The sequence below is a fragment of the Mycobacteroides sp. LB1 genome (assembly GCF_013449725.1).
GTDB lineage: Bacteria > Actinomycetota > Actinomycetes > Mycobacteriales > Mycobacteriaceae > Mycobacterium.
In genome coordinates this window covers 1,316,216-1,340,346 of sequence record NZ_JACCFF010000001.1, presented here as the reverse complement: position 1 = coordinate 1,340,346, position 24,131 = coordinate 1,316,216, and the positions used below count along the sequence as shown (strand labels likewise).

General features: G+C 63.4%; 24 protein-coding genes and 2 pseudogenes. 22 read left to right on the top strand and 4 right to left on the bottom strand.

Annotation, left to right across the window (positions count from 1 at the left end):
- Window positions 1-127 precede the first annotated feature (127 nt).
- From MLB1_RS06705 to MLB1_RS06685, 5 genes and pseudogenes are all read left to right on the top strand, one after another.
- A pseudogene (locus MLB1_RS06705) lies at window positions 128-391 on the top strand (metal-dependent hydrolase); the annotation flags it as partial.
- A gap of 76 nt (window positions 392-467) precedes the next feature.
- Entirely contained in the window at window positions 468-1,397 is a 930-nt protein-coding gene (locus tag MLB1_RS06700; protein ID WP_180748860.1) for an SDR family NAD(P)-dependent oxidoreductase, read from the top strand.
- 6 nt (window positions 1,398-1,403) lie between these two features.
- The gene (locus tag MLB1_RS06695) at window positions 1,404-2,450 is read left to right on the top strand and encodes a ferredoxin--NADP reductase (protein ID WP_180748859.1); all 1,047 of its coding nucleotides are present in this window, start codon (window positions 1,404-1,406) and stop codon (window positions 2,448-2,450) included.
- A 78-nt stretch (window positions 2,451-2,528) separates the two neighbouring features.
- Window positions 2,529-2,747 (top strand): annotated as a pseudogene (locus tag MLB1_RS06690) (2Fe-2S iron-sulfur cluster-binding protein); the annotation flags it as partial.
- A 14-nt stretch (window positions 2,748-2,761) separates the two neighbouring features.
- Entirely contained in the window at window positions 2,762-4,579 is a 1,818-nt protein-coding gene (locus tag MLB1_RS06685) for an SDR family oxidoreductase (protein ID WP_180748858.1), read from the top strand.
- Window positions 4,580-4,584: 5 nt separating this feature from the next.
- Here MLB1_RS06685 and MLB1_RS06680 read toward each other — a convergent pair whose 3' ends face one another.
- A complete protein-coding gene (locus tag MLB1_RS06680) occupies window positions 4,585-5,337 on the bottom strand; it encodes a class I SAM-dependent methyltransferase (protein ID WP_180748857.1) in 753 nt (250 codons plus the stop codon).
- A gap of 265 nt (window positions 5,338-5,602) precedes the next feature.
- Between MLB1_RS06680 and MLB1_RS06675 the strand changes: the two genes are divergently transcribed.
- The 3 genes from MLB1_RS06675 to mca are packed head-to-tail and all read left to right on the top strand — an operon-like array spanning window position 5,603 to window position 8,639.
- A complete protein-coding gene (locus MLB1_RS06675) occupies window positions 5,603-7,159 on the top strand; it encodes an NAD(P)/FAD-dependent oxidoreductase (RefSeq protein WP_180749729.1) in 1,557 nt (518 codons plus the stop codon).
- Window positions 7,149-7,694, top strand: coding sequence for an SRPBCC family protein (locus MLB1_RS06670; protein ID WP_180748856.1), 546 nt, complete (start codon window positions 7,149-7,151; stop codon window positions 7,692-7,694). Before MLB1_RS06675 ends, MLB1_RS06670 begins: the two co-directional genes overlap by 11 nt.
- A gap of 57 nt (window positions 7,695-7,751) precedes the next feature.
- The gene (gene mca, locus MLB1_RS06665; RefSeq protein WP_180748855.1) at window positions 7,752-8,639 is read left to right on the top strand and encodes a mycothiol conjugate amidase Mca; all 888 of its coding nucleotides are present in this window, start codon (window positions 7,752-7,754) and stop codon (window positions 8,637-8,639) included.
- Here mca and MLB1_RS06660 read toward each other — a convergent pair.
- Window positions 8,634-9,455 carry a hypothetical protein gene (locus tag MLB1_RS06660; protein WP_180748854.1) on the bottom strand — a complete coding sequence of 274 codons (822 nt, stop codon included), beginning with the start codon at window positions 9,453-9,455 and terminating at the stop codon, window positions 8,634-8,636. The two genes, mca and MLB1_RS06660, sit on opposite strands and share 6 nt — an antisense overlap.
- Window positions 9,456-9,489: 34 nt before the next feature.
- Here MLB1_RS06660 and MLB1_RS06655 point away from each other — a divergent pair, with 34 nt between their 5' ends.
- The 7 genes from MLB1_RS06655 to MLB1_RS06625 all read left to right on the top strand — a co-directional run bounded on the left by MLB1_RS06655 (window position 9,490) and on the right by MLB1_RS06625 (window position 15,486).
- Window positions 9,490-10,437, top strand: a complete 948-nt coding sequence (locus MLB1_RS06655) for a Ppx/GppA phosphatase family protein (protein ID WP_180748853.1) — start codon at window positions 9,490-9,492, stop codon at window positions 10,435-10,437.
- 66 nt (window positions 10,438-10,503) lie between these two features.
- Entirely contained in the window at window positions 10,504-11,736 is a 1,233-nt protein-coding gene (locus MLB1_RS06650) for a hypothetical protein (protein WP_180748852.1), read from the top strand.
- A 16-nt stretch (window positions 11,737-11,752) separates the two neighbouring features.
- On the top strand, window positions 11,753-12,598 hold the full coding sequence (locus tag MLB1_RS06645; protein WP_180748851.1) for a sugar phosphate isomerase/epimerase: 846 nt from the start codon (window positions 11,753-11,755) through the stop codon (window positions 12,596-12,598).
- A 5-nt stretch (window positions 12,599-12,603) separates the two neighbouring features.
- Window positions 12,604-13,443: a thioesterase family protein gene (locus MLB1_RS06640; RefSeq protein WP_180748850.1), complete on the top strand. Its 840-nt coding sequence runs from the start codon at window positions 12,604-12,606 to the stop codon at window positions 13,441-13,443.
- Between the two features lie 31 nt (window positions 13,444-13,474).
- Window positions 13,475-13,930 (top strand): nitroreductase/quinone reductase family protein, encoded by a 456-nt coding sequence (locus MLB1_RS06635; protein ID WP_180748849.1) that lies wholly within the window; start codon window positions 13,475-13,477, stop codon window positions 13,928-13,930.
- A 41-nt stretch (window positions 13,931-13,971) separates the two neighbouring features.
- The gene (locus MLB1_RS06630) at window positions 13,972-14,415 is read left to right on the top strand and encodes a nitroreductase/quinone reductase family protein (protein ID WP_180748848.1); all 444 of its coding nucleotides are present in this window, start codon (window positions 13,972-13,974) and stop codon (window positions 14,413-14,415) included.
- Between the two features lie 129 nt (window positions 14,416-14,544).
- Window positions 14,545-15,486: a R2-like ligand-binding oxidase gene (locus MLB1_RS06625; protein WP_180748847.1), complete on the top strand. Its 942-nt coding sequence runs from the start codon at window positions 14,545-14,547 to the stop codon at window positions 15,484-15,486.
- On the opposite strand, the gene MLB1_RS06620 is transcribed toward MLB1_RS06625, so the two are convergent.
- Entirely contained in the window at window positions 15,483-16,727 is a 1,245-nt protein-coding gene (locus MLB1_RS06620; protein WP_180748846.1) for a serine hydrolase domain-containing protein, read from the bottom strand. The two genes, MLB1_RS06625 and MLB1_RS06620, sit on opposite strands and share 4 nt — an antisense overlap.
- 171 nt (window positions 16,728-16,898) lie before the next feature.
- Between MLB1_RS06620 and proC the strand changes: the two genes are divergently transcribed.
- The 5 genes from proC (at window position 16,899) to MLB1_RS06595 (ending at window position 20,699) form a co-directional block, all read left to right on the top strand.
- Window positions 16,899-17,786, top strand: coding sequence for a pyrroline-5-carboxylate reductase (gene proC, locus MLB1_RS06615; RefSeq protein ID WP_180748845.1), 888 nt, complete (start codon window positions 16,899-16,901; stop codon window positions 17,784-17,786).
- A 142-nt stretch (window positions 17,787-17,928) separates the two neighbouring features.
- Window positions 17,929-18,189, top strand: a complete 261-nt coding sequence (locus MLB1_RS06610; protein ID WP_180748844.1) for a helix-turn-helix domain-containing protein — start codon at window positions 17,929-17,931, stop codon at window positions 18,187-18,189.
- A 193-nt stretch (window positions 18,190-18,382) separates the two neighbouring features.
- Complete coding sequence (locus tag MLB1_RS06605; RefSeq protein ID WP_003402602.1) at window positions 18,383-18,484, top strand: 30S ribosomal protein bS22; 102 nt, start codon at window positions 18,383-18,385, stop codon at window positions 18,482-18,484.
- Window positions 18,485-18,547: 63 nt separating this feature from the next.
- Entirely contained in the window at window positions 18,548-19,612 is a 1,065-nt protein-coding gene (locus tag MLB1_RS06600; protein ID WP_180748843.1) for an SDR family oxidoreductase, read from the top strand.
- 22 nt (window positions 19,613-19,634) lie between these two features.
- Window positions 19,635-20,699 carry a lysophospholipid acyltransferase family protein gene (locus MLB1_RS06595; protein ID WP_180748842.1) on the top strand — a complete coding sequence of 355 codons (1,065 nt, stop codon included), beginning with the start codon at window positions 19,635-19,637 and terminating at the stop codon, window positions 20,697-20,699.
- Window positions 20,700-20,738: 39 nt separating this feature from the next.
- On the opposite strand, the gene MLB1_RS06590 is transcribed toward MLB1_RS06595, so the two are convergent.
- Complete coding sequence (locus MLB1_RS06590) at window positions 20,739-22,115, bottom strand: oxygenase MpaB family protein (RefSeq protein WP_180748841.1); 1,377 nt, start codon at window positions 22,113-22,115, stop codon at window positions 20,739-20,741.
- Window positions 22,116-22,302: 187 nt separating this feature from the next.
- On the opposite strand from MLB1_RS06590, the gene MLB1_RS06585 reads away from it, so the two are divergent.
- The gene (locus tag MLB1_RS06585; protein ID WP_180748840.1) at window positions 22,303-22,929 is read left to right on the top strand and encodes a TetR/AcrR family transcriptional regulator; all 627 of its coding nucleotides are present in this window, start codon (window positions 22,303-22,305) and stop codon (window positions 22,927-22,929) included.
- 67 nt (window positions 22,930-22,996) lie between these two features.
- Complete coding sequence (locus MLB1_RS06580) at window positions 22,997-23,926, top strand: nitronate monooxygenase (protein WP_180748839.1); 930 nt, start codon at window positions 22,997-22,999, stop codon at window positions 23,924-23,926.
- Window positions 23,927-24,131 lie beyond the last annotated feature (205 nt).

Sequence of the window (24,131 nt, the reverse complement as noted above, 5' to 3'; positions counted from 1 at the left end):
TCCCGTTCGAATCCCCGTTTCGGTTATCGCCGCGTTGTCTTGCGCGTGGTGCCATGCCCGTCCTATGGTTGACGTCACATAGTACTGAAAGTACTAGTAACTTGGCGTTTCGGACGGGAGTGGCGACATGAGCCAACCGGCTGCGTATCCCAAGACCCGGCGGATTCGTTTCCGCTTCGGGGATGACGGCAACACCCATAAGTACTTCGTCGAGAACGACATCGTCTACAGCCACTTCGTGGCCGGACTCTCCGGTGGCTTCCCGCCTGGTGAGGAGGGCTTCATCCGGTCGGTGCGAAAGTACCTGCGACCCGGGTTCCATCCCGATGACCTCGATACCGATGCACTGCTAAAGCGTTGGCAGCAGGAGCTTTTCGGTGCCGACGGCGTCCTCGTCGATCACCTCAAATAGTCCGATTGCAGCTAGGGGCCGTAGCTCTCGTCGGTCATCTGAAATAGGGGAACACGTGAAGAACAACTCGCTGGAGCCGCGCCTGGTCGTCGTTACCGGGGCGGGTAGCGGTATTGGGCGTGCGACCGCGCTGAGGTTCGCCAAACACAATGCCCACGTGGTGGTTTCGGATGTCAACCTGGAAGCCGCCAACGAGACGGTGGAGCTGATCCGCGACCACGGACACAGCGCCTCTGTGGTGCATCTGGACGTCACCGACCCAGAACAGTGGGCAGATGTCGCGCGGTTTGTTGAGATTGAATACGGCGTGCCGGATGTGCTGGTGAACAACGCCGGCATCGTGGTCGGCGGGCCCTTCTTGAAGCTGGGCCCTGCCGACTGGGACAAGCAGCTTTCGGTCAATCTGCTGGGTGTGGTGCACGGCTGCCGGGTGTTCGGCGCCCAGATGGTGGAACGCGGCAGTGGGCACATTGTCAACATTGCCTCGGCGGCCTCATACACTCCAACGGCGGTCATGGCCCCGTACTCGGTGTCCAAGGCCGGGGTGAAGATGTTGACAGAGTGTCTGCGGCTTGAGCTGGGGCCCAAGGGAGTTGGCGTCAGCTCGGTATGTCCTGGTTTCATCAATACCAACATAGGGATCAACGGCACCATGGTCGGTGTTGATCAGGGGATGCTCGATGCCGGCCAGCAGGTAATGCAGAAGCTGCGGGATATCACCGACAAGCTGCCCTTCACGCCACGCAGCCCCAATTCGGTGGCCCGGGCCGTGACGCGGGCCGTCAGATTCGACTTGGTGGTTGTTCCGGTGAAGTTCGAGTCGTGGCTCGGCTACGTCTTGTCGCGTGCTCTCCCCGGCCTCAATCGGCGGTCCATGGCACCGTTCGGGGTGGATCGGATAGAGCGGCTGGGTGCGCGTTTCCTGCCAAAACACCCCCCGGTGTCATCGGCCTCGGAGTCCGTCCTCGTGGAGAGTGTGGGGTAGTCCTGGATGCCGTACACATATCGCCTGCCCGTCTTCGAAGTGATCAAGGAGACCGAAGGCGCGATCACGTTGGTGTTCGACGTGCCAGCAGAGCATCTGAACCAATTTAGTTACGCACCAGGGCAATTCCTCACCCTGGAAGTGCCGAGTGACTCGACTGGCTCGGTGGCTCGCTGCTACTCGCTGTCCAGTAGTCCCCACCTGGATGAGCGTCCCGCCGTCACGGTGAAGCGAACCGCCGGGGGATACGCGTCAAACTGGATCTGCGACAACATTGCCGTCGATTCCGTCATCACAGTGCTGGCTCCCTCCGGACGATTTGTGCCGCGCAGTCTCGACGACGATGTGCTGTTGTGCGCGGCCGGTAGCGGGATCACGCCGATTGTTTCCATTGCGACCTCGGTACTGTGCGCCGGGAATGGCAAGGTGGCGCTGTTCTATGCCAACCGCGATCGCGAGTCGGTGATATTCGACGCGCGGATCGGTGAGTTGGCAGAGCGGTATCCCGCCCGGTTGTCCGTGGTGCACTGGTTAGAGGAGGAGCGCGGCGTACCGACGGCGGACGGTATCGCCGCGGAACTCTCCTCCTTCGTGGGCCGAGAGGTATATCTTTGTGGACCAGAGGGATTCATGGCGGCGATGCGTTCAGCTCTCTTGACGCTTGACGTTTCGGATAGCCCTTTGCACATCGAGGAGTATCGCTCGCTGACCGACAACCCGTTTGTGGCCTCGGGTATTGAGCCATCGCTGCACGAGACTGCCGCTGAGCGCGGAAAGCCGCTTCAGGTCGAATTCGACGGTGCTACCTATCATTTCGACTGGCCTCAGGGCACCCCGCTGTTGGATGTACTACTCGACGCGGGCTTGGATGCGCCGTACGTCTGCCGTGAGTCGGCCTGCGGTACCTGCGTGTGCTCGGTCAAGAGCGGTCGGACCCGGATGTTGATGAACGAGGCGCTGATCGACGACGAGCTGGAGGCGGGCCTGACCCTCGCCTGTCAGACGGTGCGCGAATCCGATCAGGTCCACATTGCGTTTGATCAGGACTCATAGGGCGCTCGGAGGAGATAGGTGCCGAAGAGCGTGGAAGACATGGCGGATATCGGTGACGTTGCGCTGCATGCGCGTAACGTTGCGGTACGTCGCAGCGCCCTGGAAACCATCCTTGCGAACAAGCCCGGCACCGCACACTCATGCAGGCAAGGCTTTTGTGGCACCCGCAAGGTCAAGGTGCTCGCAGGACGACCCGATCACCGTGACACCACCCTGACCGAATCCCAGCGCGCCAAAGGCCAGACGCTCGTATGTGCGTCTCGTGCCGACGGCGGGCGGCTGGTACTGGATATCTGAGAAACGGAGACGCTATGACCATCACCGCCGACACCCCCGTGACCGCCGAGGTCACCGAACATGTAGTGCGCAACGGGGATATCGATGTCGCCTACTTCATCCAAGGTAATCCCGAGGGCGAGACCATTCTGCTGGTGCACGGCTGGCCCGACTCACACCATCTTTGGGATGGGGTCGTTCCACTGTTGCGCGACCGCTTCCGGCTGGTCGCGATCGACAACCGCGGTGCGGGAAAGACCACCAATCCCAAGAGCTTCCGCGAATTCCGGCTCACCGAAATGGCCGGCGATTATGTGGCGGTCGCCAACGAGGTAAGCCCCGACAAGCCGGTACACGTGCTGGGCCACGATTGGGGCAGTGTGGCGATGTGGGAGGCGATCTGCGATCCGGATCTGGAGCATCGGTTCTCCTCCTTTACGTCGGTCTCCGGGCCGTCGGTGCACCATATGAGTCGGTGGATGCGGGCCCGGCTTGCCCATCCCACTCCGAGAAACATCGCGCTGGCGTTGGGGCAGTTTGGTTCGCTGCTGTATATGTTCGGCTCGATGACTCCTGGAATCCCGAACGTCTTGCTCAAACTCACTATGAGCGAGAACCGTTGGCGTGCAGGGCTGTCTGTCGCAGAAGGAGCGCCCGTCGAGCAGATTCACCTGGGCTCGACATTCATGAGCGACATCACCAAGACGCTGCGGGTGTATCGCGCCAATGCGCTGCCGGCGATGTTGCATCCGCAGGACCGGCACACCAACGTGCCCGTCCAGGTCATCATCGGCACCCGAGACCCAGCGGTGCGCCAATCCAACTATGACGACGAGCTCAAGTGGAACAGCCGGACCTGGCGGCGTGTGCTCGACGGCGGTCACTGGCTGCCGTTCTCGCACCCGCAGATTCTCGCCGCGGCCGCCACGGAGCTAATCGAAGCAGTGTCCGGGCAGGAGCCATCACGTGCGCTGCGGCGGGCGGAGATGGGGCAGAACCGCAAGCCCTTTGAGGATCAGCTCGTGGTGATCACGGGCGGGGGCAGTGGTATCGGCAGGGAAACCGCGTTGGAGTTCGCGAGGCAAGGTGCCGAGGTAGTGCTTTCGGACGTCAATCTGGATGGTGCCAACGAAACGGTGGCACTTATCGAGCAGGGCGGCGGCACCGCCCATGCCTACCGACTCAACGTCGCCGACGAGGCCGCTATTAATGCACACGCCGAGGAGGTTGTTGCTCGTCATGGAGTGCCCGATGTCCTGGTGAACAATGCCGGGGTGGGGGCCGCAGGAGGCTTCCTAGAGACACCCCCGGAGGAGTTCCGGCGCGTCATCGATATCAATCTGTATGGGGTAGTCAACGGCAGCAGGGTATTTGGCGCCAAGATGGCCGAACGTGGGCTGGGCGGACATATTGTCAATCTCTCCAGCATGGCCGCATACAGCCCGCAGAAGGCCTTCACGGCGTACTCGACGAGCAAGTCGGCGGTCTTCATGTTCTCGGACTGCCTGCGCGCCGACCTCGCGGCGCACAACATCGGGGTAACCACCATCTGCCCGGGTGTGGTGCACACCAATATCGTTGCCACCACAAAGATCTCGGGTGTCAGTGCCGAGGAAGAATCACGTATGCAGCAGGCCGGTGACAAGGCTTACGCGATGCGCCGCTACGGACCCGAGAAGGTGGCCCGGCAGATCGTCAACGCCGTGCGCAAGAACAAGCAGGTAGTCCCGGTGACTCCCGAGGCACGGCTGCAGTACCTCAACAACCGGCTCGCGCCGGGGCTTACCCGCTACTTCGCCTCCAAGGCGGGCATGACCGATCTCATCAAGCTGGTGCCCAACAAGAAGGGGTAAGCCGTCTAGCGTCGGGCCCTGATGAATTGTCCTTGGCCGGTGAGCGTCTGGTCGATATCGACCCATCCATGGGCGCGAAGCCAGCCCGTGATCTCGTCACGTCCGAAGGCTCGGAAGCCGCCGATACGCATCGCCGCTTCGGCGCCGGGCAAGGTTGCGAGTGGAGTTTGCAAGGACGTGAAGATCGCGATCTGACCAGCTGGATTGGCGACCCGGCACAGCTCCCGCACGGCCTGTTCGGGATCGGGGATCAGATACAGTGCGGCGAGGCACACCACGGTGTCAAATGTGCCGTCCGCGAACGGTAATGCGTGTGCGCTGCCGCGGACGTAGTCGACGTAATCGGTGGTGTTGTCGCGTACCGCCCGGCGCAACATGGGTTCGGAAAGATCGAGCCCGATACAGGCGCCGCCGTCGGCCAGGCTGGTCGCCAACTGCCGCGTGTAGAGCCCGGGACCGCATGCGACATCCAGAATCTTCTGGCCACCACCGGTCGTGATATCGCGCATGAGCTCGGTGTGCACGGTGGCGGTGCCTCTGCCGCCGTAGCTGAACATCCGGGTGAACATCGGGCGCCATGCGCGCTCGTATACCGCGGCGAGCAGAGGGCTCTGCATGAACCGGTTGGCCAGAGACACCGGCTCATCGGTACTAGGGGCGAGGACATCGAGGTATCCATGGGTGCGTATTGGCGGGTGCGCGACTCGCGTGGGGTCCACGAATGTCTCGGCCAGCTTTGGATCCGGCAGATTGCCCACGGTCTCTCCAGTTCACATCGGTTGACTCGAAATTATGTGAAACGGATGGTACTGGATACCAGGCATAACGCATAGATCTGGGATTTCGAGTTTCCGCAGCGCCGAGGCTTGGGCGCCCTTGCCCTTTGCCGAATGGCATGTCAGTCTATTAAATATTCCCGACGTGGTCGGGTGGGGAGTCCCGCGCGGGGCGGGCCGCTGCAGTGAATTGAGAGCAGCGAGATACGTCGCAGAAGAACGGAAGGACGGTGCCGTGGGACGAGCCATGGAATTGCGTGACGAGCCCGATTATGAAGTCGCGATCATCGGCGCGGGGCTGGGCGGCATCTGTGCGGCCATCAAGCTGCTCGAGATCGGTATCGAGAACTTCGTCATCATCGACCGGGACGAGGACTTCGGCGGCACCTGGTTGCGCAACACCTATCCGGGGGTCGGCTCTGACATCCCAGTCGTCGCCTATCAATTCACCTTTGCCCCCAAGGGTGACTGGCAGCGATTCTTCGCGGCCGGATCCGAAATACAGCAGTACGCACTGGATCTGGTTGCGGAGCATGGGCTGCGTGCGCATGCGAGATTTGGGACACGCGTTGAACGAGAGGTGTTCGACGAAGACAACCATCTCTGGCAGGTGCACACCGCCGATGGTGACGTCATCTCGTCGAGGTTCTTGATCAGCGCAATCGGCGCGTACATCAATCCGCGTACGGCACCGGATATTCCAGGTCTGGATACCTTCGCGGGGCCGATCCAGGTGCCGTCCCGGTGGCAACACGATGTGGACATGCGCGGTAAGCGCGTCGGAATTGTCGGTGTCGGTAGTTCCACCGTGCAGATCGCTCCGGCCATCGCCGGTGAGGTGGAACATCTGGACGTGTATCAGCGGACGCCGCAGTGGTACTTTCCGAAACCTGATTTCCGGCTGCCGCGGCTGCTGCAGCGGTTGTTATCCGGGCGCAGGTTCGCCAACGGTGTGAACGGGATCGGCTTGGCCGGAGTCGAACTCGGCCTGCGTGTGTTGATCTACACGCCGAAGCCGTTGTTCCGGGTGGGCGGGGCGATATTCGACCGGGTGGCATTGTGGGCATACCGTGGCTGGCTGCGGTACAAGGTGGATAGTCCAGAGGTCCGGGAGCAGCTGCGCCCGCGGTTCGGTGCGGGATGCACACGGGGCACGCTGGGCGCCGACTACCTGCCGACCTTCAACCGTCCGAATGTGACCCTGGTGTCGAACGGTATTGAGCGGATCACCCCGACAGGCATCGTGGACAAGGCGGGCGTCGAGCGCCCCATCGACGTCCTCGTACTGGCTACCGGGTACGAAATGTTTTCCGACCCCGAGACCTACCGGGTCGGAACCGTGCTGGGTACCAAGGGATTCGACCTGGCCGAGTTCTATCGCGACAACGGGTTGCAGGCCTACCAGAGCACCTCGGTTCCGGGGCTGCCCAACAGGTTCATGCTCGTCGGCCCGTACTCGTGGACCGGCACCAGCTTCCACTACATCCTGGAGAACTCGATGCGCCACATCGAGGCCGTCATCAAACTCGCCCGAGCCAGGAGGGCCACCTGGGTTGAGGTGACCCAGGGGGCGCTGGACGACTTCCAGGCGAGCATCGCCCGCAGCGGGGCGAACCTGAATCGGTACTTCACGGTGAACTGTGCCGGATCGAACAGCTATTTCATCAACTCGCAGGGCCATACGCCCTATGTGCGGCCGTGGACGGTCTTGCAGTCCTACCGGCGCAGCATCCAATTCCCATCGACCGCATACGAATTCAAGCGGATGAACAGCCCGGTGAAGGAGATTGAACATGCGGTTTGACGCAGTCCCCATTGCGGTCGACGGGGTGGAGGAGTTTTTCGCCACCGCCCCGTTCATCACCCGAGTCCGGCGTACCTTCGACGCGCCGCCCGAGGAGGTATGGCGGGTGGTATCGGGGGACCGGATGTGGTCGTGGCTGCCTTCGGTATGGGGCTGCCGGTATCCACTGGACACCGCGCCGACCGCCGGCACTGTGCGGGATTTCCAGATGTATATCCACTCCTGGATGGTGTTCGCCCAGCACGAGCAGATCATTCACTTCGACGCTCCCCGCGTCATGCGATACACGGCGCTCGACGCCACCTTGCCTGTGTTCGGGTCCTGGTGTGAGGAGTACCGGGTGGTGCCCGAGCGCGATCCTGGCCGGGCGACCGTCGATTGGACACTGGCCTGCGCGCCGCGTTATCTGACGAATATCCCGGGGTCGCGGTTCGCGATCCGGCCCGTGGCCGCCATTCTCAAGCCGGTCTTCTGGTTCGGCCTGGGTGGGCTTGCACGCGAGCTCCCGGCGCGCGGCCCACAACGCACGGGCTGAGCTCGGCGGGGTCGGCCGGGCCGGTGTCATCCCGGCGCTCTGTGGTCCACTGGCGATATGCGGTTGATGGCGGTGCACGCGCACCCGGACGATGAGTCCAGCCGGGGTGCGGCCACGCTGGCCAAGTACGCCGCACAGGGGCATGAGGTTCTCGTCGTCACGGCCACCGGCGGGGAGCGGGGCGATATCCTCAACCCGGCCATGGACCGGCCGGGTATCCACGAGAACCTGCCGCTCGTGCGCCGCGACGAGATGGCGCGTGCCGCGGCGATCCTTGGTGTGCAACATCATTGGCTGGGCTACAAAGACACCGGATTGCAGCTCGACCCCGCGCTACTACCCCACGATGGATTCGCGCGGGTGCCGTTGGATCAATCGGTGGGCCGCCTCGTCGAGGTAATCCACGCATTCAAACCACACGTGCTGATCACGTATAACGAATGCGGCGGCTACCCCCACCCCGATCACATCCGCACCCACGAGATGGCGGTCGCCGCTTACCGCGCGTGCGCTGAGGTATCGAAGCTCTACTACATCCACGAACCGGTACGGGTGACACCCACGATGGTCAGGAACTTCGAGCGACTGGAGCGGCTGCGGCGCAAGGCCGACCGGCGTCGCGCGGACCGCCCCCAGAATGCTCGACCGGTTGATGAGCGGCCGTTGACGGTACCGCGCTGGGTGCGGGCGGTGGGTGTGCTCACCAGGGGGTTGCGAACGTTGTCGGCACGCCGCGCCACCACCGAGATCGCGTGCGTTGACTATTTCGAACTGCGCGACAAGGCATTACGCGCGCACGCAACCCAGATCGACCCACGGGGGCATTTCCTGGTGCTGCCCTGGACATGGCGGCAACAGCTGTGGCCGACGGAGAGGTTCGAACTCGCGCACGCCCGCGTCGACACGACCACGCCCGAGGCCGATCTGTTCGCCGGTCTTCTATGACGAGAAGGATCCGGCGGCCAGAGTCGCCGGATGTACTGCTATCAGCCCCAAACCCTTGCGGCGCTTGCACATCGCGGCCAGCTCCGCGTACGCCTTCTCGCCCAGCAGCTCGGTCAGCTCCGGCCCGTACGACTGCCACACCTGCTTCTTGCCGACATGCGCTGCCGGGTCACCGGTGCAATACCAATGCAGATCGGCGCCGCCCTCGCCCCAGCCGCGGCGGTCATACTCGGTAATCGTGGTCTTGAGGATCTGCGAACCATCCGGCCGATCCACCCAGGCCTGCGTGCGCCGGATCGGCAGCTGCCAGCACACCTCGGGTTTCATGGTCAGCGGCTCCACGCCGAGCTTGAGTGCCTTGGAATGCAGCGCGCAACCTATACCGCCGTCGAACCCGGGACGGTTCAAGAAGATGCACGCACCCTTGTACTTGCGTGTGCGCCACTGCTTTTCCCCGTCGAGCTCGTCCTTCTCCAGATAGCCCTTGCGGCCCAGACCCTTGTCGTGGAATTGCCAGTCCGCCGCGGTGAGCTGTTTCACCGATTCGTCCAAATTCGCCCTGTCATCGGCGTCGGAAAGGAAGGCGCCATGTGAGCAGCAACCGTCATCTGGACGTCCAGCAACGGTGCCCTGGCACGCCGGGGTGCCGAAGACGCATGTCCAATGTGACAGCAGCCAGGTCATGTCGGCCTTGATCAGATGCTCTGGATTCTCCGGGTCGTAGAACTCCACCCATTCGCGGGCGAAGTCCAGCTCCACCTCTTGCCCCTCGAGGGAAGTGTCACGCCGATATGGCTGTTTTGGCAGCGTCGTCACAGATGTAAACGGTAGACCCACTAACGTGTGGTGCGTGCGATTAGGCGTGCTGGATGTCGGCAGCAACACGGTGCACCTGTTGGTGGTCGATGCCCGACGGGGTGGTCACCCCACACCCATGAGTTCCACCAAGGCTGCGCTGCGTCTGGCAGAGGCGATCGACGAGTCTGGCAAGCTCACCCGCAAGGGCTCCGACAGCCTTGTGCACACCATCCAAGAGTTCTCCAAGATTGCCCGTAGCTCCGGCTGCGCGGAGATCATGGCGTTCGCCACCTCGGCGGTGCGGGATGCCACGAACTCCGATGAGGTGCTGACTCGTGTCAAGAAGGAAACCGGCGTGGATCTCGCCGTTCTCTCCGGCGTCAACGAGTCGCGCCTGACCTTCCTGGCGGTTCGGCGTTGGTACGGCTGGAGTGCGGGACGCATCATCAACCTCGATATCGGCGGCGGCTCGCTGGAGCTGTCCTGTGGTGGCGACGAGGAACCCGATATCGCGTTGTCCCTGCCCCTGGGGGCGGGCAGGTTGACTCGGGAGTGGTTGGCCGAAGATCCGCCGGGACGTCGCCGCGTCGCTATGCTGCGTGACTGGCTGGAATCGGAACTGGTGGACGCCGCCAAACAGGTGGAGGTGGCAGGGGTGCCCGACCTGGCCGTAGCGTCCTCGAAAACGTTCCGGTCGCTTGCGCGACTCACCGGTGCTGCACCTTCCGGCGCAGGACCACGAGTTAAGAGGACACTTACAGCAAGCGGACTGCGTCAGTTGATCGCGTTCATCTCGCGAATGACGACCGCAGACCGTGCGGAGTTGGAGGGAGTCAGTGTCGACAGGGCGCCTCAGATCGTCGCTGGAGCACTCGTTGCAGAGGCAAGCATGCGTGCTCTGTCGTTAGACGCGGTGGACATCTGCCCGTGGGCTCTGCGCGAAGGGCTGATTCTGCGCAAGCTGGATAGCGAAGTCGATGGCACCGCACTCGTTGACTGAACCCGTCCCACTTGGCGTCGGAGCCGCAACGCCGGCGACATTCAGCCTCGGACGGTAGGAGAGGACATGACCGACTCAGACGACACGCAGCGGCCGGTATCGGTTGCCGAGCTGCTGGCGCGCAATGGCGCTGCTGAAGGCAAGATCAGCGGACACCGCCGCCGGATGCGTGGCAATGCCGACGCCATCCCTGTCGCCGAGCTCACCGGCGAGATCCCTGTTATTCGGGACCGGAAGGGCGGCCGCGCGCGCCCCAATCCTGCGCCGACACCTACCCCGGAAACGTCTGCGACGCCCGAGACACCCAAGGCGCCCGAAGCGGGCGTGTCGCCTGGAGCGCGGTCATACCTGCGTTCCAATGAGGATGCGCTGTTCGGCGGCGGCACCATGGTGGACGAGGCCGCGCGCCGCGGGACCAGCGCGCCGTCGACGCCAGCTCAGCCTTCCTCGATGGCGTCACCGCTTCGCAGCATTTTCCCGCCGACCCCCACGCCCGTGGCACGGCCGGGGGAGCCGCGGAAGTCGATCGACTTCAACGACGCCACCGGTGTCATCGAGCCGATTACCGCCGAACCCAGCCCTGCGCCGAAGCCCGAACCGAAGCCCGTGTCGGTGGTACCCACCCCGCCGGTGGCGCCTACGCCTCCCGTGACCCCGCCCCCGCCGGTGTCTCGCCCCGAGCCCGTCGAACCGGAACCCGAGCCCGAACCGGAGCCTGTGGCTGTCGCACAGCCGGAACCGGCGCCCGAGCCGGACGTTCACGAAGACGAGTACGACGACTACGTGGAGTACGAGGAGGGCAACCGGGCCTCCGCCGTCCAATGGACCTCCCACGATGCCGAACAGGATGTCGAGGACGACGAGTTCGAGGATCAAGAAGGCCATTACGAGCTCGAGCAGGAGCTCCGGGAACTCGTCAGTCAGCACGGGAGCCCGGCCGACTCCGAGGTCAGTCAGCTTGCCTCCGTCGACACCGACCCGAAGTCCGAATCCGGCACAGCCGCGACCAAGGCCGACCGGCGGGAGAAGCTCAAGACGTACCTGCGCGGCACCTGGATCGCATCGCAGTATCTGCTGGCCGCCGCTGTGGGTGCGGGGCTGTTCCTCGGATTCCGCGAACTGTGGGGCTGGAATCAGGGCTTCGCGTTGATCCTGGGTGTGTTGTTCATCGCAATTCTGGTCGCCTCGCTGTGGGTGATTCGCAAGACTGTCGACCTGGCCAGCATTCTCATCGCGATCGTGGTGGGAGCGCTGATCGCATTCGGCCCCCTCGTGCTCATGCTGCAAGCGGTTGATTAGGTAGCGTTACCGAACCGTGCGCCCTGCGATCAAGGTTGGTCTGTCAACGGCCTCGGTATATCCACTCAAGACCGAAGCTGCATTCGAGTACGCGGCCCGGCTCGGCTATGACGGTGTCGAGCTCATGGTGTGGGCCGAGGCGGTGAGCCAGGACGAGCACGCCGTCGCGAAACTCTCCCGCAAGTACGACATGCCGGTGTTGTCCGTGCACGCCCCATGCCTACTGGTGTCACAACGCGTCTGGGGCCCCAACCCGATTCCCAAGCTGGAACGCAGCGTTCGCGCCGCCGAAAGGCTGGGCGCCCAGACCGTCGTCGTGCATCCACCGTTTCGCTGGCAGCGCCGGTACGCGGAGGGGTTCGCTGAACAGGTTGCGGCGCTGGAGGATTCGAGTGGTGTCTACGTCGCGGTGGAGAACATGTTCCCGCTGCGTGCCGACCGCTTCTTCGGCGCCGGGCAGACATCGGTGGAGCGCATGAAGCGCCGCGGCGGCAGGCCGGGTATCGGGGTCTCGGCGTTCTCGCCGTCCTTCGACCCCACAGACGCCAACCATGCCCATTACACCCTCGACCTGTCGCATACCGCCACCGCCGGGACGGATGCGCTCGACATGATGCGCCGCATGGGATCGGGGCTGACACATCTGCACCTGACCGATGGAAAAGGCGCCTCGGTCGATGAACATCTGGTGCCCGGCAAGGGAACTCAGCCCGTCGCAGAGGTCTGCCGCGAACTGGCCACCGGTGACTTCACCGGGCAGGTGGTGCTTGAGGTGCACACCTCGACAGCGCGCACCGAGGATCAGCGCGAGGCCATTCTGAGGGAGTCCCTGGAGTTCGCCAGAACGCATCTGGTGCGATAGGACACGTGGTTAATGCCCCCTTCGCGCAAGCAATGTCTCTTACGCCCGCGGGCGACGGGCTGTTTGACGCGCACCTGAACGACATCTGGACCATCGGATCCAAGCTGCACGGCGGCGTCATGCTTGCGCTGCTCGCGGGCGCGGCACGGGAGACTCTGGCTGAAAGTCTTCGCGCAAGCGGCTCATCCGAAGCGGAGCGCGAACCCATCGCCGTCAGCGCGAGCTATCTGTCGGCGCCCTCGCCCGGTGACATGCAGGTGCGTACCTCTATCCGCAAGCGCGGCAAGCAGATCTCGCTCATCGATGCAGAGCTGGTGCAGAACGGCCGGACGGCTGTGCACGCCGTTGTCACCCTCGGCACTCCCGAGCAGCATGTCGGCCCGCTCCTGACGGCCCTGCCACCGGCCCTCATCCAGTTGCCCGCCGAGCCGCCGCCCGGGGTAAGCCCGATCGCCGAAGGACACCCGATGGGCGATATTTTCCACCTGTTCGGGGGGTTCGATGTGCGTCCGTCGCTGCGCTCGATGAGCGACCTGAGTGAGCGTGGCAAGCCAGAGATCGTGCTGTGGGCACGTCCGCGCGATATGGCCCCTGACGGGCTGTTCGCGTTGGTGTGCGGCGATATCTCGGTACCGGTGACATTCCCATTGGGGCGATTCGGGTGGGCGCCCACCGTGCAGCTGACGACATATCTGCGCACGTTGCCTTCCGACGGCTGGTTGCGTGTGCTGTGCAGCACCAACCAGATCGGCCAGCACTGGTTTGATTCTGAACACACCGTCATCGATTCCGAGGGCGCTCTCGTGGTGCAGTCTCGCCAGCTGGCGATGGTGCCGGTAAACTGATCGGGCTACCTGACCGGAGGAGTAGGTGACCATGGCCGATAAGCAGAAGACGCCTGACTGGGCAGCAGAAAAGGGCGCATGGGTGCTGGAGAACGGGCACCGCGCCTTGTTGAAGCTGACCGGCGGCCGGTGGCCGCACAAGCTTGGTCCGATGCCGACGCTGGAGCTGCACACCATCGGGCGCAAGTCCGGTGAACGTCGCTCCTCGTTGTTGAGCTCGCCCATCTTCACGCCCGAGCGGATCGTCGTGATCGCCTCGCTGGGCGGCGCCTCGCACAACCCCGCCTGGTATCTGAACCTGGTTGCCAATCCGAATGTCGAGATCACCGTGCGCGGTGAGACGAAGCCGTACACCGCGCGCACCGCTTCGGCGCAGGAGAAGTCTGAACTCTGGCCCGAGATCACCCGGGGATTCGGCAACCCGTACGCGGGATATCAGCGCAGCACCGCCCGGGATATCCCCGTGGTGATCTGCGAACCGGCCTGACGGCCACATCGACCTTGCACACTGACTGAGGGAGTACGAATATGGGCAAGCAACCCGATTGGGCCATCCGAATTGGCGCCTGGTTTCTGGAGAACGGTCACCGTGTCGTGCTGGCGCTGACCGGTGGCCGGTATCCCAAGAAGGTGCTGGGCATGCAGCCCGTGGAGCTGTACACCGTCGGCAGCAAGTCGGGGCAGCGCCGCGGGACTCTGCTGACCGCGCCGATCTACGAGGCCGACAGGGTGGTGCTGGTGGCCTCCTACGGTGGCGGCACGGACAATCCGGCTTGGTACAAGAACCTCGTCAAGAACCCGGCTGTCGAGATCGCCGTCGACGAGGTGACCCGCGCGTACACGGCTCACACCGCCTCGCCGGACGAGAAGGCCGCGCTGTGGCCGACGATCACCAAGGTCAACCCCGGCTATGCGGGCTACCAGAAGAACACCGACCGGGAGATCCCGGTCATCATCTGCACGCCTGCCTAGTACCAGGCTTGGCAGGATCCGCTGCCGCAGGAACACGAAGTACACGCCCGGTCTGATATCAGCCCTTGATTGTGAGCTGACTCACATCGAGGATGGTCACTAGGTCAATGTCGACGCTAGGAGGCCCTCATGACGCGCACGGATTATGGATCTCTTCGGGCGGGAGGGCTCAACTGGGATTCCCTGCCGCTCAAGCTGTTCGTCGGCGGTAATGCGAAATTCTGGGATCCGGCCGATATCGACTTCTCCCGCGACCGCGCCGACTGGGATTCGCTCACGGATCGTGAACGCGACTACGCCACCCGGCTGTGCGCGCAGTTCATCGCGGGCGAGGAATCGGTGACTCAGGACATCCAGCCGTTCATGACGGCCATGCGCGCCGAGGGGCGACTCGGCGACGAAATGTATTTGACGCAGTTCGCCTTTGAGGAAGCCAAGCACACGCAGGTGTTCCGGCTCTGGCTCGACGAGGTCGGAGTCCGTGACGATCTGCACGGGTACCTCGACGACCTTCCGGCATATCGCGAGATCTTCTTCGACGAGCTTCCCGATGCCCTCGGGACGCTGGCCACCGACCCGTCACCAGCGGCGCAAGTACGCGCATCGGTGACCTACAACCACGTCGTGGAAGGCATGCTGGCGCTCACGGGATACTTTGCGTGGCACAAGATCTGCGTTGACCGCGGGATTCTTCCCGGTATGCAGGAACTGATCCGCCGGATCGGCGACGACGAGCGACGCCACATGGCGTGGGGCACCTTCACCTGTAGGCGTCACGTCGCTGCCGACGACACCAATTGGTCGGTCTTCGAAGCGCGGATGAACGAACTCATCCCGATTGCCTTGCGTCTCACTCAGGAGGGCTTCGCGCTCTACGGCGCAGATACCCCGTTTGGGCTGTCGGTGGACGAATTCATGCAGTACTCCGCCGACAAGGGGATGCGGCGATTCGGGACGATCGGCAGCGCCCGTGGCCGTCCGCTGGGGGAGATTGACCTCGACTACTCACCACTGCAACTGGAGGACACCTTCGCGGCCGAGGATCGCCTCGCGTTGGCGGCCACCGCCTAGCGGATGCTCCGCACGATCGTCGCCCATAACCGGGGAAACGCCACATTGTGCATTGGGTTGGGAAGTAGCAGGTGATTCTGTGATAGCCCAATGGCAATGCGGCGCTTCGGATCTGCCCACCCGGTGGATCCGCCCGCACCCATATGCCCAAATCCGCCCACGAGGCCCGGTGCCGGGATGCAGTGGTAGCCGAGTTCCCAGATATCGCGGGCGATGGGGAGGTTGGGCCTGATCCCGCGTCCGTTGGCGAGTTCAGCGGTTTTTTCTTCGGAGAGCAGCTGGCGGCCGTCTACACTTCCTCGATTACTCAGTGCGGCATAGAGTTTGGCCAATGCGGGTGCGGTGCAGATGGCGTTACCTGCGCCCATCTGGGTGTCGTAGATCGGAGCGCAGGCGTGCCCGTCGTCGGCCACGATCCGTTCGGCCCCCGGTACGTGGATCGCTCCGGTGGCGCCCCGTGTACCCGGAATGGCGTCGACGACCCGTGCGCCGATGGACAGGCCGCGGGACAGAAATGGCATCGTGACCGCATTGGCTAGCTGCGCGTAGATACCGGCAGGGACGGTGGGCGAGCCCGCCGGCGGGCGGCCGAGGTGAATACCGTCCACTCCAAGGGGTTCCGCGATTTCGGTGCGATACAGCTCGCGCATGTCCTTGCCGGTGATCGCCCGTGCGAGCCCGGCCAGCAGCCAGCCGTAGCTGATCGCGTGATAGGCGGCCTTGCCGTAGTAGCGCCCGACTGGCGCAGCGGCGAGCCGCTGCTCCATCAGCTCATGATCGAGGATTTCTTCTGGGCTGGACGCGATCGGGGCCAGCGCCGACAGCCCGGACTTATGCGCCAAGACGTCCCGTACCGTGATCGCTTCCTTGCCGTTGGTGCCGAACTCGGGCCAGTAGCGGGCCACCGGGGCGTCATAGGTGAGCAGTCCCCGGTCGGCCAGACGATGGATCACTGTGGCGGTCACACCCTTGGAGGCCGAATAGATGATCGGTGCGGTGTGACGGGTCCAGGGCACGCCGGGTTGTGCTTCCCCGGCCCAGATCTCGAGCACCGGTTCGCCGTCGATATAGACGCAGAGCCCGCCGCCCCCTACGCGGCCGACGTACAACGCGGCGAACTTCTGGACCACTCGGTCGAATTCTGGTTGCGCCCAACCGTGCACTCCATCGGGTATGTCGATATCGATGGGGTGGGGTGCAGAATCAGGCCTCGCCTCGTTGCGACGCTGCGGTTGTGACATACATAACTTGTAGTCCGAGTATCCGGCTGTGCGCCATGAAATGGGCAGAGCTCTGCGAATAGTCACAAACCGAGGCGGATGTGCATATCTCCGCGCACATACTCACGGCACGTTCGTGCACGCACGGAAAGCCGTTTCCGGCACCCCAACTGGTCTGCCATGCTGGTCGCCATGTCAAGAATCGCGGTTATCGGTGGCGGCAATATCGGTGAGGCACTTATCTCCGGGCTGCTGCGCGCCGGACGGCAAGCCAAGGACATCGTCGTCTCGGAGAAGGTCCCGGCCCGGGCGAAGGCGCTCGCTGAGGCGTACTCCATCCGGGTCAGCACGGTGGCTGATGCCGTCGAGGGCGCCGATTTCATCGTTGTCGCGGTGAAACCGTCCGATGTCGAGTCCGCGACTACCGAGATCGCGGCCGCGCTGGCGAAACTCGATGCCGAGGGCGACGCCCGGGAGACCGAACAGGTGTTGGTATCCGTGGCCGCGGGAGTGTCAGCGAGCTTTTTCGAATCCAAACTGGCCGCCGGCTCGCCGGTCATCCGTGTGATGCCCAATGCGCCGATGCTTGTCGGGGCCGGGGTCAGTGCCCTTGCGAAGGGTCGGTTCGCGAATGACGAGCAGCTGAGTGCGGTCTCCGAACTGCTGGAATCGGTGGGCACCGTCATCACGGTCGCCGAATCGCAGATGGATACCGTCACCGCACTGTCCGGGTCGGGCCCCGCGTACTTCTTCCTGCTTGTCGAGGCACTGGTCGATGCCGGGGTCGCTTCGGGCCTCACACGGCCCGTCGCCACCGATCTGGTTGTCCAAACCATGGCCGGATCGGCTGCGATGCTCCTCGAACGGGCCGAAACCGACGAAAATCGTGCCCCCGGACTACAGACCCGTACCGAGGTCGATACGACCGCTGCCGAGCTACGCGCGACGATTACCTCGCCGGGTGGCACTACCGCCGCTGCGCTGCGTGAATTGGAACGCGGAGGTTTGCGGGCAAGTGTCTATGCGGCTGTCGATGCCGCAAAAACACGCTCCGAGCAGCTGGGAATCACATCAGAGTAATTTAACCAAATCTTGATCAATTAGCCCACACGGGTATCAGTAACCCCACTGGTCCCGCTATTCTCCTTCTAGCACGTGCGTGTCCGTACCGCCGATGGGGAAGATTGGCGGCACGACATGTGCCAAGGGAAATGGGTATGCGATGACGTCAATCAACGGGCCATCCGGACGCGACGGGGCCGGCGCCAAGCCGGGCCGGGACGCGGCCGCTGCTGGCCAACCTGGGAAGGCGCAGTTCCTCACCGTCGCCGAGGTCGCCGCGCTGATGCGCGTCAGCAAGATGACTGTTTACCGACTGGTGCACAACGGAGAGCTGCCCGCGGTGCGGGTCGGCCGGTCGTTCCGTGTGCACGCCAAGGCGGTCAACGATCTCTTGCAGGCCTCCTACTTCGACGCCGGGTAGTCGGCCGACTAGTAGGACCGGCCGGGGGCGCCCTTCGCCACTCGGCCGGTTTCCTGACGAGGGGCCGTAGCGGGTAGAGTCGCACGGCACCCTGGTTTTAGCCTTGAGGGGTTAGGGCGCTTGTGTACGGCTGGCGTCAGCCGCTGTGCACCGCCCACCGTAAAGACGATTTCAAAGTAGTTAGCAGGAGTTCATGGGTTCAGTTATCAAGAAGCGGCGTAAGCGTATGTCCAAGAAGAAGCACCGCAAGCTGCTTCGTCGTACCCGCGTTCAGCGCAGAAAACTCGGCAAGTAAACGCTGTGTTAGTGGGCATCCGCTCCGGATGCCCACTGCTGCATTGATGGATAAGCTTCGTCCGTGAGCGCTGGCGAGACCAATCTGCACTACCCACGGGTGGTGCTGGTCACCGGTGCCAGCAGATTCCTCGGGGGCTACCTGGCCGCGCGCCTGGTCCAGAATCCGATGATCAATCGCGTTATCGCGGTGGATGCGGTCGCGCCGAGCAAGGACCTGCTGCGCAGGATGGGTCGGGCCGAATTTGTGCGGGCCGATATTCGCAACCCGTTCATTGCCAAGGTCATCCGTAACGGCGAGGTCGACACGGTGGTACATACCGCCTCGGCCTCGTACTCGCCACGTTCGGGTGGACGCGCTGCGCTCAAGGAATTGAACGTGATGGGCGCGATGCAGCTTTTCGCGGCCTGCCAGAAGACACCCACCGTGCAGCGGCTGATCGTGAAGTCCACTTCACAGGTGTACGGCTCCAGTGGCCGTGATCCGGTGATGTTCACCGAGGAGATGAGCGCACGGCGCCCACCCGCAGACGGGTTCGCGCGTGACAGCATCGACATCGAGAGTTACGCGCGCGGCTTGGGCCGCCGACGGCCCGACCTCGCAGTGACAATCCTGCGGCTTGCGAATCTGATCGGCCCCGGTATGGATACCGCGTTGGCCCGGTACCTGGCGGGGCCCGTGGTTCCGACCATGATCGGACGTGACGCCCGCTTGCAGCTGCTACACGAGCAGGACGCCCTGGGCGCGCTCGAGCGGGCCACCATGGCGGGTAAGTCCGGAACGTTCAATGTCGCGGCCGACGGCGTCATGATGATGTCGCAGGCAGTACGGCGCTCCGGCCAGCTCGGCATCCCTGTGCCGTCGTTTGCGGTATCGGCCATCGCCTCCTTCACCAAGGGCACCCGCTACACCGAGCTGAGCGCCGAACAGCGGGACTGGCTGGCGTACGGGCGCGCGGTGGACAACACACGCATGAAGACCGAGCTCGGGTATCAGCCCAAGTGGACGACCATCGGAGCCTTCGGAGATTACGTTCGGGGTCGCGGGATCACTCCAGTTATCGAGCCGGAGTGGGTACGCTCATTGGGAGATCGCGCGGTCGCTCTCGCGCAGAAGATCAGTTCGTAGAAATAGGGTGGAGGTGAAAAGCATGGCCGGTGAGACAAAGGCGAAAGTCATTCAACTGCAGGCTAATTCGGAACGCCATGCTGCACGCGCTCGCCGAGCCGAGGCGCGTGCCGACGCTGGACGACGGCACCCGTCATCGTTGGCCAACGATACGTCGGCAACAGATACCGCAGCGGTGATCCATGACCTTAATGAGATCCGTGCGGCGCAGGGCAACGCGCAGGTGGGCGGCGATGAGTCGCTGACCGAGCTTGCGGCCAACATCGCCGCCGTCGCTGAGTTCATCCGCAGGCGGGTGGGCGGCGACTACACCGTCGACGATTTCGGGTTCGACGAACATCTCAACGAATCACTGTTATTGCCTTTGCTGAGGCCATTGTTCAACCGATGGTTCAGGGTGGACGTGACCGGGGTGGAGAACATCCCGGCGACCGGTGGAGCCTTGGTCGTGGCTAACCATGCGGGTGTGCTGCCCCTCGATGGGCTGATGCTGTCGGTGGCCGTGCACGACCGCTGCCCCGGTAACCGGAACCTGCGCAACCTGGCCGCCGATATGGTGTTCGATTCACCGTTCCTAGGGCAGTTGGCGCGAAAGGCGGGCCATACGCTGGCCTGCGCCGCCGACGCGCACCGGCTACTGTCCGCGGGCGAGCTGACAGCCGTGTTCCCGGAGGGGTACAAGGGCCTGGGCAAGCCGTTCAAGGATCGCTACAAGCTGCAGCGCTTCGGCCGGGGTGGGTTCGTGTCGGCGGCCATCCGTACCGGGGCGCCGATCATCCCGTGCTCGATCGTCGGGTCGGAGGAGATCTACCCGATGATCGCCGACCTCAAGGTGATCGCCCGGCTGTTCGGGCTGCCGTACTTCCCGGTGACCCCCCTTTTCCCGGCGGCCGGACCCGTCGGACTGGTGCCGCTGCCGTCCAAGTGGCATATCGAATTCGGCACGCCCATCCCGACGCAGGGATATGAGGACGCGGCCGCCGACGACCCGATGGTGACGTTCGATGTCACCGACCAGGTGCGCGAGACCATCCAGCAGACGCTGTACCGGCTGCTGGCCGGGCGGCGCAACATGTTCTTCGGCTGAGCTGCTTCGCCTCCCCGCGCCGACAGGGAGGTACAGGTTCTAGCGCGCTGCCGCGGCGGAACGGTTTCGGAGGAAGTCCTGCGCCGTGGTGTGGCCGTTGTCGTGGGCGCTGTAGTCAAGGCTTAGCTTGTTCTTCTTCGCAAGAGCGCGTCCGGCCGTCTCTATCAGCTTGCCCAAGAGGGCTGTCTCAGCATGCATGCGCCGGCGAATCGGGCCGCTTCCGGGAACGTGGTCGATAACGCTGCTTGTGAAGGCTGCCATTTTCGTAATCTGCCGTGTCCACCGCCCGGCGCGCGCGAAATCGATATTCTCGAACGCTGTGTCGGCGAATGCCAGCCGTGTGGTCTCAGGCCCCATGATGAGCACGCCCAGACCTGCTATCAGGTACGCGCTGAACGTTCGGCCCGCTCTAAATGGCCATCCGCGCGCAGCCTCCAATCCGTAGAGATTCGTAAAATTGGTGATTAGCGAATTCATGAGTTCCGCGCGCTCCGGCGCTGGACGGCCCGACCGCGCCATCAGATAGTCAAAATTGCGCAACGCCGCCATGCCGTTCTCTGGGAGCAACGGCTCGCTTACCCCGAACAAGTATGACCAGTACGAAAAGTAATGCCAGACATCGTCGTACTCGTTTGCGGTGCAGGTGCGGCCCATCGCGTGATCGATCAGCACCCCAGCTGAGGCCGCTTCCCAGAAACCGCACAACGACGCGTTGGATATCGGGTTGCCGTGTTCGCGATAGTGCTCATCACCCCAGGCTTTCCGGAGTCCGTGCCGGGCGAAGGCGTGCATCAACCGGACCCGCAGCGCCAGCCGGTACCCTTCGCCGCCCGGCAGTACCGCTCCGCGGTACGCCTCGGAGACGATGAACATGGTCTCTGCAGTGCGGTTTGCTCCGTCGTAACGGAACCTTCCACTCGCCCCGGTCGCCAGGGATACGTCCGTGTTCAGCACTGTGTCGAATAGTCCGAACACCAATGTCCCGACTTGCGCGGGTAGCGAGACCGCCAGCATCCGCTGGCGCCCCCGTTCAGCTTTCACCGGGTCAAACCACTCTGGGAGCTGCTCCATCTCCTTGAACAGGCGCAACAGCTCCTCGGGAGGATCATTTAGTGAGTCAACGCCCGATCGCAATGCCTGCTCAAAAAGTGCCCGCCCTTCACTCGTCCCGATCCGCTGGAATGAGGCCACCACCGCATCCATCGGCTCATCGCCCTGCCACATGTGGTCATCAAACAGCCGGGTCTGCGGCGTGGAGGCCACCTTGTCTTGGACCTCGAACCAATCGCTGAACAGGAAGTCTCGGCAATACCGCCAGATCGGGTCCCATTCCGCCTTCGCCGGAGGTATGGGGCGCAGCGCCATCCCAGGTAGATATGTGTAATCGCAGCTGACGGAATCGGATCCTTGTGTCATGAGACCGCGGCTCCTTGTCTAGGTACGTTGCCTCGGTAGGGCACCGAACATCTGCTTGGCTGGAATGCTGAGACCGCATTCTTGCCTTCTGCAGATGACGTATGACCTAGGGTAGAAGTGAGTTGTACTCATTTACTACTCACTTTTAGCGGCCTGTCCGGAGACTAAACGAGTCGGGGAAATGTCCATGTCACGGCGGCGCCAACCAGTGCAGAAGCGCTCCCAGGAAACCATCGAGGCGATCCTGAACTCAGCAGCTCAACTTCTGGGAGAACTTGGATACCGCGAAACGTCCACTAACAAGATTGCCAAGCACGCGCATGTGAGCATCGGAACGGTCTACCGGTACTTCACGGACAAGGACGCGGTCATCCTCGCACTGCGCACCAGGGCCGAAGATGCTGCGATGCGCGACTTGGTGATCGCTATCGGGGAGGCGCTGTCAATGGAAACCAGCGTCGGCGCCGAGCACATCCTCACCGCCCTCGTCAACGCTATAGAAAGCCACGGCGCAGTGTTGACCGCAATGATCAACGACGTGCCGCTGGGCATTTACGCCAACATAGTGCCCGGAATCGAAAAGCAGCTCCATCACCTTGCGCGATACGCACTGATGCAACGCGAGCCTGATCTCACCGACCAAGATGTCGACGAAATCCTCTACCTTGGTATGGGAACGATGCTGCACCTGGCGCTCCGTATCGCGATAGAACGTCCAGCGGGCGTCAGCAAGGAATCACTCATCCAACGAGCCGTCACCATGATTCCCATTCCTAGTCTTTTTTTCGCCAACTCACCGGGGCCCGTCTTGTGAAGGGTGTTTCCGCGACCCTGCAGTTGGAATCCGTGATCGGCTTATCTGGCGGCGTAGGTTTCCTTGGGTGATCACAAACCGGCTGACGGAACTGTTGGGTGTCGAGCGGCCGATCGTGCAGGCTCCGATGGGATGGATCGCGCGATCACAGCTCGCAAGCGCGGTGTGCAACGCGGGCGGGCTTGGCATCATCGAGACCAGCTCCGGCGAGCTCGATGCCATCAAGGGCGAGATCCGCGCCATGCGCGAGCTCACCGACAAGCCGTTCGGGGTTAACATCGCCCAGGCATTCGTGCGTGATCCGACCATCGCGCAGTTCGTCATCGATCAGGGTGTGACGTTCGTGACTACCAGCGCGGGGGATCCGAACAAGTACACCAGCATCCTGAAAGGCAATGGGCTCACCGTCTTTCATGTGGTCCCGACGTTGGCCGCGGCGCTCAAGGCCGTCGACGCCGGAGTCGACGGCCTGGTGGTGGAAGGTGTCGAGGGCGGTGGTTTCAAAGACCCGAAGGGTGCCTCCACCATGGTGCTGCTGCCACTCGTGCGGTCTCAGGTCGACGTCCCGATCATCGCCGCCGGAGGCATCTGCGACGGCGCATCGATGGCTGCGGTGTTCGCGCTCGGTGCCGAGGGCGTGCAGATGGGCACCCGAATGATGTCGGCCGCCGAGTCGCCCATCCACGGCAACTGGAAGGCAGCGGTGGTCGCCGCCCGAGAGACCGACACCGTGCTGCTCAACCGGTTGACCAAGCCGGGCCTGCGCGCGCTGCGCAGCGCGCGCACCGAGGAGATGGAACGACAAGATCTGGTGTCGCTCATGGAAACGGGGAATCCGCTGGACCTCTACTTCGGGGGCGATATGGACACTTTCATACCGCTCGGCGGTCAGGTCGCCGGGCGCATCGGTGCGGTCGAGTCCGTCAAGGACATCCTTGACGCCACCATGGAGGAGTTCACCGGAGTGATCGGTAAGCTCGCCGCCCAGTACGGCTGAACACGACTTCGGTGTGGACGGACCAGGTAACCGGCCGCACCAACCCCGTCTTCGCTGCCTACATCTCCGTGTGCCGGTGGACTTTCAGCGGCAAACTGGTTGCCCAACCTAGGCGTCCTCATCGGTCGCCCGTCGCCATCGTCTCTGCTTTCGGCTCCTGTACCAGCGGAAATCCCTGAATCAGCAAAGCTTGACGGTGTTTGGC